At 33.3% G+C, this 10,725-nt stretch carries 10 protein-coding genes; all 10 read right to left on the reverse strand.

What is annotated here, in order from left to right:
* Positions 1 to 110: 110 nt before the first annotated feature.
* Positions 111 to 1,967 carry a menaquinone biosynthesis decarboxylase gene (locus PKK00_14610; GenBank protein HNW99635.1) on the reverse strand — a complete coding sequence of 619 codons (1,857 nt, stop codon included), beginning with the start codon at positions 1,965 to 1,967 and terminating at the stop codon, positions 111 to 113.
* A gap of 115 nt (positions 1,968 to 2,082) precedes the next feature.
* Complete coding sequence (locus PKK00_14615) at positions 2,083 to 2,868, reverse strand: PhzF family phenazine biosynthesis protein (GenBank protein HNW99636.1); 786 nt, start codon at positions 2,866 to 2,868, stop codon at positions 2,083 to 2,085.
* Positions 2,869 to 2,945: 77 nt separating this feature from the next.
* Positions 2,946 to 3,788 carry a Bro-N domain-containing protein gene (locus PKK00_14620; GenBank protein HNW99637.1) on the reverse strand — a complete coding sequence of 281 codons (843 nt, stop codon included), beginning with the start codon at positions 3,786 to 3,788 and terminating at the stop codon, positions 2,946 to 2,948.
* A gap of 224 nt (positions 3,789 to 4,012) precedes the next feature.
* Positions 4,013 to 4,720 carry a hypothetical protein gene (locus tag PKK00_14625; GenBank protein HNW99638.1) on the reverse strand — a complete coding sequence of 236 codons (708 nt, stop codon included), beginning with the start codon at positions 4,718 to 4,720 and terminating at the stop codon, positions 4,013 to 4,015.
* Positions 4,721 to 4,790: 70 nt separating this feature from the next.
* Positions 4,791 to 5,750: a DUF2279 domain-containing protein gene (locus PKK00_14630; GenBank protein HNW99639.1), complete on the reverse strand. Its 960-nt coding sequence runs from the start codon at positions 5,748 to 5,750 to the stop codon at positions 4,791 to 4,793.
* A complete protein-coding gene (locus PKK00_14635) occupies positions 5,740 to 6,576 on the reverse strand; it encodes a DUF1207 domain-containing protein (protein ID HNW99640.1) in 837 nt (278 codons plus the stop codon). The genes PKK00_14630 and PKK00_14635 overlap by 11 nt, the downstream gene beginning before the upstream one ends.
* 116 nt (positions 6,577 to 6,692) lie before the next feature.
* The gene (locus tag PKK00_14640) at positions 6,693 to 7,670 is read right to left on the reverse strand and encodes a hypothetical protein (GenBank protein ID HNW99641.1); all 978 of its coding nucleotides are present in this window, start codon (positions 7,668 to 7,670) and stop codon (positions 6,693 to 6,695) included.
* A gap of 66 nt (positions 7,671 to 7,736) precedes the next feature.
* Positions 7,737 to 9,467, reverse strand: coding sequence for a hypothetical protein (locus tag PKK00_14645; GenBank protein HNW99642.1), 1,731 nt, complete (start codon positions 9,465 to 9,467; stop codon positions 7,737 to 7,739).
* Positions 9,460 to 10,053, reverse strand: a complete 594-nt coding sequence (locus PKK00_14650; GenBank protein HNW99643.1) for a sigma-70 family RNA polymerase sigma factor — start codon at positions 10,051 to 10,053, stop codon at positions 9,460 to 9,462. The genes PKK00_14645 and PKK00_14650 overlap by 8 nt, the downstream gene beginning before the upstream one ends.
* A gap of 298 nt (positions 10,054 to 10,351) precedes the next feature.
* Positions 10,352 to 10,609 (reverse strand): T9SS type A sorting domain-containing protein, encoded by a 258-nt coding sequence (locus PKK00_14655; GenBank protein ID HNW99644.1) that lies wholly within the window; start codon positions 10,607 to 10,609, stop codon positions 10,352 to 10,354.
* Positions 10,610 to 10,725: the final 116 nt, after the last annotated feature.

A 10,725-nucleotide genomic window follows, 5' to 3' on the forward strand; every position in this document is an offset into this window, starting at 1 on the left:
TATGATCAGATTGATGCATAATAAAATCAATAAATGAATTTTAAACAGTCTCTTAGTCTAAAATTATTAGTCGAATTCATGCATGTTTTAATCTAAAATGAGAATAAAAATTATTTCGCTATTGCACCATCCCCTTTTAACAGGGCTTTATATTTTAGGGAAGGAGAAGAAATAAATTCGCCAACACCGAGCGATTTCCATTTCTTATCAATATTTTCAATGGTAGCTGCGTCCATCACATTTACATTTGGCCATAAACGTTTGTATGTGCCGTCATCAGGCATTTTACGCGTACCGTCAATAATCAGTTTTTTATTATTTGTTTCAATTATATAACAATCACGAACCGCATCAATATTGTTTAATACACTCCACACTACATCATCGTAATGGGTTATATCAAGGCCGTTTTCACAAAAGATAATTATGGAAATATTTTCCATTTCTTTTTCGCCTGCTATCTGAGAAGCAATTTCTTTTAAATTATTTTTTTCAATGGAAATAATAATTACAGGAATTTCGTCTTTCAGCAGTTCGCTGTTAATCGCTTTAATATCGCTGTATTTGTTGAGCAAAATATTTGTATCGGGTGAAGAAATATTTTGTACTGAACTATTTCTTTTGTTCGTAGCATCGATTCCAATTTTACCGCCATATGCGAATTCCGAACTTGCGTGATCGAGAACATCCATTGGGCCGCGACTGAAAATAATATCATCGGGTATTGAAATATTTTTAAAAATATTTTTTATCAACGAAGAATAATCATGAATATCCAAATCTTCATCAACCACGATCATCATTTTATTGAACATCATCTGTCCCGCTCCCCACAAACTGTTCATTACTTTTGCCGCATGACCGGGGTATTCTTTTTTAATTTTTACGATTGCCAGATTATGAAACACACCTTCGGGAGGCATGGTCATATCAAGTATTTCAGGAAGCATCACCATACGGATAGGCATAAGGAAAATCCGTTCTGTCGCTTTACCAATATAAGCATCTTCCTGTGGTGGAATGCCTACAATTGTAGAAGGATATACTGCATCTTTCCTGTGCGTGATGCATGTTACATGAAATCTTGGATACCAGTCGGGCAACGAATAATAACCAGTGTGGTCGCCAAATGGCCCTTCCCAGATCATTTCTTCCGATGGGTCAACATAACCTTCAATAATAAAATCAGCATCGGCAGGCACTTCAATATTTTGTGTGATACATTTTACCAGTTCCACTTTTTTCTTTCGCAGAAAACCGGCAAGTAAATATTCATCTATGTTATCGGGCAACGGAGCAGTTGCAGCATACGTATAAACCGGGTCGCCACCAAGAGCAACTGCCACAGGCATTTTCAGTCCTAACTTTTTATATTCGCGATAATGCCTTGCTGAATTTTTATGAATATGCCAATGCATTCCCGTTAAATCTTTTTCAAAAATCTGCATACGGTACATTCCCAAATTCCTTGTCCCTGTTACCGGATCGACAGTATGCACCAATGGAAGTGTAATAAATTTTCCTCCATCATAAGGCCAGCATTTTAATATGGGAAGTTTTTTCAAATCGGGTTCTTTCATTACCACTTCCTGGCAAGCCGCTTTTTTATTTATCACTTTCGGCATCCATGAAGCCACTTCATTCAATGTTGGCAATAGTTTTAATTTATCGAACAAACTTTCTTTTGGCGAAACCAATTGCTTGAACAATTTTTCCATATCCGCACCAACATCATCAATATCGTTTACACCAAGCGCCATACATATGCGTTTCATGGAACCCATCGAATTTATGAGCACAGGAAAATGTGTTCCGGTATTTTCAAAAAGTAAAGCCTTACCTCCTGCTTTACTAATGCGATCGGTAACTTCAGCAATTTCCAAATCCGGTGAAACAAATTCTTTTACACGAATAAGTTCTCCTGCTTTTTCCAACGCGACTATAAATTCCTGAAGGTTTTTATACATACAATTTCATTTTAATGGAACACGAATTTTACGAATGCAACGAATTTACACGAAAATAATTTGTATCCTATTTATTTATTCATCATTCTAAATTCCGACTTCTGAATTTATTTCATTAATTAATTTCTATTTCACCAATTAAATAAGTCTTTGCTTTACCAGCAATCTCAACCCTTTCACCAAGGTACTTGCATTTCAAATGTCCTTTACGTTTTGAAAGTTGTATGGCTGTCATTTCATTTTTATTCAAAACATTTTTCCAATAAGGAATCAATGTTGTATGCGCCGAGCCGGTTACAGGATCTTCATCAATGCCAACACCCGGACCAAAAAAGCGGGAAACAAAATCACATTCATTTCCTTTCGACGTTACAATGATTCCGCGTGTTCCCGTTTTTGACAAAATTTTAAAATCAGGTTTTATATTTTCAATTTGTTCCTGGTTTTTATATATCAACATATAATCCGAAGTTCCTTTATATGTTTCAACAGGAGCCATACCAATACCTTCAGCGATTATTGCAGGTATTTCAATTTTTGAGATTTTATCAGTCGGGAAATTTAAAATCAAATATTCATTTTCTTTTCGTACCGAAAGAACGCCACTCTTGGAAAAAAAATGTATAACATCATTTTCATGATGAAGCAAATTAAAAATAACATGCGATGTTGCCAAAGTAGCATGACCGCATAAGTCCACTTCTGTTAGAGGCGTGAACCAGCGAATATGAAACGCATTATTTTCGTTTACAAAAAAAGCTGTTTCGGAAAGATTATTTTCCATGGCAATTTTTTGTAATATTTCATCTGGCAACCATTTTTCTAAAGGACATACTGCCGCAGGATTTCCCATAAAAAGCTTTTCAGCAAAAGCATCGACCTGGAATAATTTTATTTTCATTTGTATAAAAACTTTAATGTGTATAAAATTTGTATGTTGTCATGGTTTTTTTAAGGAAAATGTAAAATTGTTTTAATTTATTTCTTTTTCTTTTTTATTAATTCTTTTTTCTTTTCTGATTCAGGTAAATAATTTTCGGATGTAATAACTTTTTCGCCACTTTCTTTCTCCAATTCTTTCAAAGCGTTTCCTGCAATTTTTCCTCCAATTCTTGCCGCCACTTTATTCTCAATAAAACCTTTTGCATTTTTAGCTCTTGTTACTTTTGTTGTTGATGCTTCTCCCAACATTGAAAAAATCAATTCAAGGTCAGTCATATGGTCACGTAAGTTTTGGCTTTTCAATCCCTTTATTTTCTTGTATTGTGAAGGTGTTAACCCAAATGTTGCTTTTGAAATCTCCGCAGTTAAAATAGAATATTCAATCTGTTCTTTTACACCTCTGTTTTTCCATTCTTCTGTTAGTTCTTCCCGAATAGCAATGCTTCGCATTCGTTTTTCAATCCAGTTATCGGAATAGCCTTTGGCTTTATACAACTCACGTGTCCGCTGTGTTGCAAATTCAGGGTTTTCAATTTCATCTAACCTGTCGGAACCCACTTGCGCCAACCATTGCTTAAATGGCTCTGCTTTAGGTGAGGGAATTGATTGTATTATTCTCAAAAGTCCTTTTGCATCTGCACAGTCTGTAGTGTATTTTTTCCCGTCTGATGAAATCATTTTCAGTTGTACGATAATTTCGTACAACTGAGAAAACCCTTCCGAATTAAGCTTTCTTTTAAGATCGCTCCAATATCTTCTCGGGTTGCTGCTCTCGGTAAGTACTTCAACAACATCAATTATTGCAAAATACCATGTTTGGTCCATCTCATTCCATACTGTCCGTATCTGCCTGCTTTCAAAAAGTTTTATATTACTCATACTGTTTAATTAAAAAACATAAACAAAGATAAAAGTATAAAATGGATTGAGAAAAAAGGTGAAATAGGAATAAAATATTAACCTATTTGTTGCAGCTTTGAACCGCATTTCTATCTTCTCATTTCTACATGTTTTATGCTATCAATCGTATCATATTCCTATCTCCTATTACTATTAAACATGCATATCCCTTGCAGAATAATGCAGATAAGAGTTTTGTATAATTATTTGATTATAAAAATACCTTTATTTGTCAGCTCCCAATGATATGTCTTTTTCTTCGTAATCATTTTTGGATTCTCATCGAAAAAATCGGAAGTTTTTTTGGGTCCAATATTGATACTAGAAATTGTCAATTTTAATATCGAATCTTTGTCCTGGGTCAACGAACATGAAGAATAGTAAAGACATTTTTTACACATGCTGGATAATTCTTTTGTTGCAACCAGAATAAAGTCTTTGCAATTTCCAAATTTATCATAAACAAATAACCAATACTCAATTCCAAATGAGTACATAATACCCCGAATTTTACCCATATTCGGATAATAGAGCCAAATAATACCTTCTAAACTGTCGTTTATGTTAATCTTTTTATTACAAAAAATAAGCCCTCCTCCAGTAGCAGAAAAAATATCAATAGTGTCTTTTTTATTTAAATCTAATGAGTCCCATTGCTTGTATGCATTAATTAAAAAGGTGTCTACTTCAAATTTCTTATTATATTCACTATTCTGATTAATTTTTGTGGCTGGCATAATTAAAAATTTCATTGCATCATTTTTACTTATCATTACGTTTTGAGCAATCGCTGAATCAATGTTCAAAGGGAGTTTTGCCTCTGAAAGATTAGATAAAAAATCTTCCCAACTTGATTGTGAAAATCCAATTGATGTTTGAAAAATAAATAAAATGTATAATAATTTTTTCATTTAAAGTATAACTTACTCTTGCATTACTTCATTATTATTTCCTACCCCAATCCTATTTCAAATTCAAAAACTATTTCAAAAGGAACCACTTCCATTCTCCTTTTTGAAATTGCACTTTACGATAAGCCGGAGCAGGGAATTTAAAATAATCGAGCATATGAAATATAGTGCGAATAGTATTTCCTTTAAAAGGTATGGCCGACAAATTATAATCGAGGCCAATGGCAAACTTACGAATCTTAGGCTCAGTGCTTCCTTCCGATACATTCAACGCACCATAACCTGCTGCCAGGTTCAAATATTTTGGCCAGAATTTTTTTAAAGATTTTGGTAATACTTCGTGCATGTTGCAGCTAAGCCAGTAATAATGCCCGTCGTAGTCGGATGAAATGGAAAGGTCGTGTTTTATAAACCGGTTAACATCCATCGGACAGTAGCTCCATTTTACTTTGAAGTTCTGCAAATAAGGATATTTATTTTGCAACAAGCCATAAGTAATGCCGAGCGAATTCGCCAACAGGTCATCGGGCGAAAAGGCATAAGATGTAAAACCATCGGCAACTTCAATAGTAAGCGCCCATAAGAATGGAACAAACACTGCCGTGCGGGTACTTGTTCTGTCAGAGTATCCGCCCCACTTCATGGTATTATAAACTATATTAAAATATAAATATGAAGTATAAAAATGTCCGCATTTATCAACACCATAACTGTAATTGTTAAACAATCCATCGGTTTTAAAACTAAAACTATGGTAATCGCCCTGCCACCACCATTTGTAACCGCTGTACAAAATTCCGGCAGTATTTAAAATAAAACCTCCTCCGACTAAATTTTTTCGTGAAAATAATTTTGATGAATCGTTGTGAACTTTTTCTATCGCGATTTCATTTTGATTCGAAGGATTCATTTGCTGAAGACTATCGTTCTTTACAGTCGATGCAGTATCATTGTTTGTATGCTGCGCAGTTACCACTATACATGAAATGGTAAATATGATTGCGAAAAATATTTTTTTATTAAAGTTCAAGATACAGCCCAATTGAATTATAATCTTTTTTAATATTATAATATTGCCCGCGTTCTTCATAGCCTGCATGATGGCCGTATGCAACACGTAATTTTTTATTTTGTTTGTTCTTTATAAATACACCCGCCTGGTAATTCTGTGTTGACGCCATATCCAGCTCGCCTTTCCATTTTATATCGAAACTCAAATAAGGATAACAATGCAAGTAATCGTGCTTGCTGTGCAGCTCTCCGCCCAATCGCAATTGCCACTGCGGCGATATGTTTTCATCAATCAGGAAATGATATGTATAAGTTGCCCCGGAATATAACATATAAAAATCTTTATCAAACGCAAGCAGCATCTGCCAGTAGTCTCTTACATAATTTATGGATCGGGTTACTTTCAAAATTTCAAATGCATCATCAAGGAAATGATGACTGGTATGTCCGGGTCCTACACGCAACACAAGCGAGTTGGTGATTTTAACGTCTGATAGAATATCAACAAAATAATCACCTGTTGTTACAATAAAGTGTTCCGGTATGCGCTGAAATTGGGTATAGTAGGTTGCGGCAACACTGAACTGCAATATTTTTTTTCCATTTGAAAAACCTAAGACAGGAAAAATTCCACCAAAACTACAGCGGTAGTTATCCGATATTTTTGCAATAGAAATACGATGTGCTGTTTCGTCGGCAGAAGTAAAAGGCATAATATGTTTAGACGGAAGTAACGAACAATTCCAGTTTCCATATAAGTGTATGGAGTCCGCAACTCCCTGCGCATTTACCGAAGGAGCCGCAATGGTCAATGCAAATAAAAGATTTCGGAAAATTTTATTCAAAATGTTTTTGGATTTATTTACACCAAAATTAAAATAATTTTCTTCAATAAAATTTAAAAACAAAAAAAGCATGCTTTGATTAAACATGCTTTCAGAAAAATAATAAAGATATGCTATCAATTCAATGTTTTCAGCAGGTTTATAAAATCGTTGGTAGTAGTTTCTGTTAAAGAAAATGTAGTGGTCATATTCTGAGTAATAGTAATATCCTTCTTTGCATAATATAATTTTTCATCTTTCACACCAATGGCTATCAATGTACAATTAGCGCCAAGAGGAGCGTAATAATACGGGAAGTTATATGTAGTAGTATAATTCATATACACGTGAACCATACCATTTATATCTGTGAAAAGCAGGAATACTTGTGTACCATACTGAGTTGGGTCATCGGTAGGCTCAGCAGTAAACGTGGTTTGAGTATAATTTGCAAAATACGAAGGGTTATCGCTGTTACACCAAGTGCCTGAATCTATAGGATTACTAAAATTATACATCGAGTAAATATAACCTGATGCTGTATATGCTATCGTATCATTTGCGCTAGGGAACCACACGTTAGCAAAAGAGTCCTGCCCTGCAACAAAAGGAGCCATGGCAGAATCTACTTCAAGAGTATTAGAAGGCTGTATTACATTAATTTTTTTTCCGGGAGCAATATCTAACGTTTCTGAATTTTGTTTTACCCTGATAAAGAACATTCCGGCAGAACTCATTACCTGGTAAGCATAATTTTCGGTTGAAATATCGGTAAGCACCATATCGCTTTTATTATACACATCTTTAAACTCAAGAGTAACATTACCTGTAACTGCACTATCGCCAACATGAACAAAGGTATTTGGAGTTATAATAATCTGGCTTCCCTTTACGGATGTAAAAGTTCCACCCACAGCATTATTGAAAGTAAAATATTCTGATTGCACTCCGTTATGATTAAAAAAATCCTGGACATTGGAATATGAAACATCGGTATTAACATCATTCGTATCATTTATATCAAGCGTGTCTTTTTTACATGTATATGAAGTAATACCTATTAATACTATTATTATAATAGTTGCTATTTTCCGGGTTTGATTTTCTTTTTTCATAAAATTAGTCTTTAGATGGTTTTCAATTATAAGACAATCATCTTTTATAAATGCTGCCTGGAAAAATTAAAAATCGAAATAACATCCTGCCGTAATATTGAAACTATTGATAAAATGTTTTATCGGTTCGTTATTGTATGTAGGGTGTTTCAACACCGGGCTGAAACTATAGTTATACATGGGTAAAAAATAAAACCTTATCTTTTTATTCAGCATATATTCAGCGCCGGCACCTATTTGCATCGATATGCCCACTGAAGAAGGCTGAATGGTAACCCTTTCATAATAGCCGCTGTCCTGTGGATTTTGCAACATAAAATAACCTTTACTCTTTACTGGAAAATTTGAATTGAATACAATACCAGCTGTTGCAAATATATTTACAGGGCTACTTATAAAATAATATCTTGAACGTACAGGAATATCAATGTACCTGCCATTATAATCAAATGAATATTCAACACTATTCCTGTAATTATAATCAATTACAGAAAGTCTTCTCTTTTGCGAATAAAGCATCCCGGCTTCAACAGATAATTTTTCCGAAAAACGATAAGTAACTTGTAATCCTGTTGTAAATGCAAAATTGCCGGAACCTTTTAAAACAGCATCAGCACTGTCGAGCAAGGCAGTTCCGTTATCGTTATTACTTATCATACGGTATTTATCCATATCGCACGAAAAACTAAAACCTACTCCCCATTTATTTAATGCTACATTATTTTTTTGACTGGATTCTTTCTTCAAATCCCTAACATTATCTTTCGCCTTTGCAGAATCAGCAAGGTTCTGAGAAGAAGAATTATTTCGCGATGTTGGATTTTGAATTTTATTTTCCGTTTTAGTAGCCTGACCATTAAAACCCGATTTATCAGTCGTAATGCTTTGTTGATTTACCTCTGTGGTATTATTTGAATTAGAACTCGTGTTTGAATTTACATTATTCTTTTGTTCATTATTAGTTGTAGTAGCAGTATTTGTTATGCTTTGCGCAGCTTTATGATTATTTTCATCCGAAATATTTTTATTATCCGCATTCAAATTATTGTTTTGGATATTCATTGTATTTGAATTCTGATTTTCGGATTTCTTATCCGGCTTCTGATAATTAGCACCAGAAGTATTATTATTTGCAGTATTTACAGCAGATGCATTATTATTTTCATCGTTAGAATAATCCAGATTATTTGAAATATTATCATTAACTTTTTCATGATCGTTTGAAATAAAAGCGTTATCAAATCCCAGGGCTTTTATTTGATTCAATCTTTTATTGGCGTCGTTAGGATTGTTGTATACACCGGCATAATATTTATAATACCCGTCTTTATTTTCGGCAACAACATTTCCAATTGATTTGAAAATACTTTCATCGGGTTTATTTTTATAAGCGCCTAACTGAACTTTATAGCAAACAGGATTAATATTTGAAGAAATATTATTTACTTCTTTATTTTCATTTGGCTTTATATCGCGGGTTTCAGTATTATTTATATTTTCAGCAACAGATGTGTTTTTATTTGTGTTTGGTTGAATTGTACTTTTTGATTCAATGGCTATATTTTTAGCAGATGTAGTATTTTCAGTATTATTATTAAAATAATTAAGGACAGCAAAAACTATAAAGCTTGTAAATACTACTAATCCCAAGCCCCAGAAAATATATTTAAACCTTTTCGCTTTACGCTTGTAAAGCTTTTGTTTAAAATCATCCCAGTTACCTTCAACAGGCATCTGCTCCACCTGTTGACTCGCATCACGGAACAACTCATCTATTTGTGATGATTGGTTATGCATAACTTGCCCTTTCTTTAATTAAAATATCCTCTACAGATTTTTTAAGTATAATCCTTGCTTTTGCTAAATTCGACCTTGATGTACTTTCCTGTATTCCCAACGAATCGGCAATGTCTTTATGAGAATACCCATCAATGGCATACATATTAAAAATCATTTTATAAACCGGCGGCAAATTACTTATCAGGTTCATCAATGATTCTGATGATATACAATTTTTTATTTCATCGTTTGAAACAGGTAACGAATCTTCGTCAGGTATGGGAATTCCATCATCAATGCTTTCAATAAATTTCAGTTTCTTTTTGCTTTTGATATAATTAATAGCATTATTGACCATTATCCTTCGCATCCATCCTTCAAAAGAACCTTTAAATTCAAACTTTTTCAAATTTTTTAATATAATAATAAATCCTTCCTGGGCAAGGTCTTCGGCTTCTTCCTTGTTTATTGCATACCTTTTGCATACATGATACATCTTTCCAAAATATTTTTTATATATCATAGAAAAATATTTCTCATCGTTATGAGTTAAACAACCCCTAATCAATTCTTCATCAGGTATGTTGATGTAGATATCGCCCATTAATTCTTAAGAATTTACTATATAGACATACAAATTTACAAAGCGCTGCCTTGATATACTAATTTTATTTTTGGGATAGCAGATTAAAAGACTTTCCAAGTTTCAAAAACTTGGAAAGTCTTTCGAAATATATTTTGGGGTTGGGCAGCAGGTAAAGTAGAATGTTTTTTGTTGATGATGTTTAATATTTTACCTTTCTACCATTGACTTGACTAACAGCTGCACCTTTCAACATTTGACCATTTTATAGAAAAAAGATGATAGAAAATAGTAAATTTAAGAAAACTATTTCATGATATTATTCCTTTGTCAACTTTTTTTGTTCGGTATAATTTTTTCCGTTCAGCTTAATTATATACATCCCTTTTGCCAATAAACTGACATTAATTTCATTTACCTCGCTATTCAATTTTTGTTGCAGTACGCATTCTCCAATCATATTGATTATTTGCATCGTTGTTTCCCTGATATCTTCACAGTTAATTATTAGAATATTATTTACAGGATTGGGGAAAATTTTTATTAATTCATTTTTTTCATTTGTTATTATATTCATGTATGAAGGTAGCGTAAAAAGATAATAAGGGGCTGGTGGAGTATTACAAGTTATCGGAACTACTGTCTTACCCCCCTAAATAGCTGGACAAAATTAAAAAAATAATTTTGTAACGT

The organism is Bacteroidales bacterium, assembly GCA_035353855.1.
Classification (GTDB): domain Bacteria; phylum Bacteroidota; class Bacteroidia; order Bacteroidales; family CG2-30-32-10; genus DAOQAK01.

Excerpts from the sequence above, each read along its gene's own strand:
- PKK00_14655 (HNW99644.1), bottom strand. The coding sequence starts at position 10,609 with ATGAATATAATAACAAATGAAAAAAATGAATTAATAAAAATTTTCCCC.
- PKK00_14615 (HNW99636.1), bottom strand. The coding sequence starts at position 2,868 with ATGAAAATAAAATTATTCCAGGTCGATGCTTTTGCTGAAAAGCTTTTT.
- PKK00_14625 (HNW99638.1), bottom strand. The coding sequence starts at position 4,720 with ATGAAAAAATTATTATACATTTTATTTATTTTTCAAACATCAATTGGA.
- PKK00_14620 (HNW99637.1), bottom strand. The coding sequence starts at position 3,788 with ATGAGTAATATAAAACTTTTTGAAAGCAGGCAGATACGGACAGTATGG.
- PKK00_14640 (HNW99641.1), bottom strand. The coding sequence starts at position 7,670 with ATGAAAAAAGAAAATCAAACCCGGAAAATAGCAACTATTATAATAATA.
- PKK00_14650 (HNW99643.1), bottom strand. The coding sequence starts at position 10,053 with ATGGGCGATATCTACATCAACATACCTGATGAAGAATTGATTAGGGGT.
- PKK00_14645 (HNW99642.1), bottom strand. The coding sequence starts at position 9,467 with ATGCATAACCAATCATCACAAATAGATGAGTTGTTCCGTGATGCGAGT.
- PKK00_14610 (HNW99635.1), bottom strand. The coding sequence starts at position 1,967 with ATGTATAAAAACCTTCAGGAATTTATAGTCGCGTTGGAAAAAGCAGGA.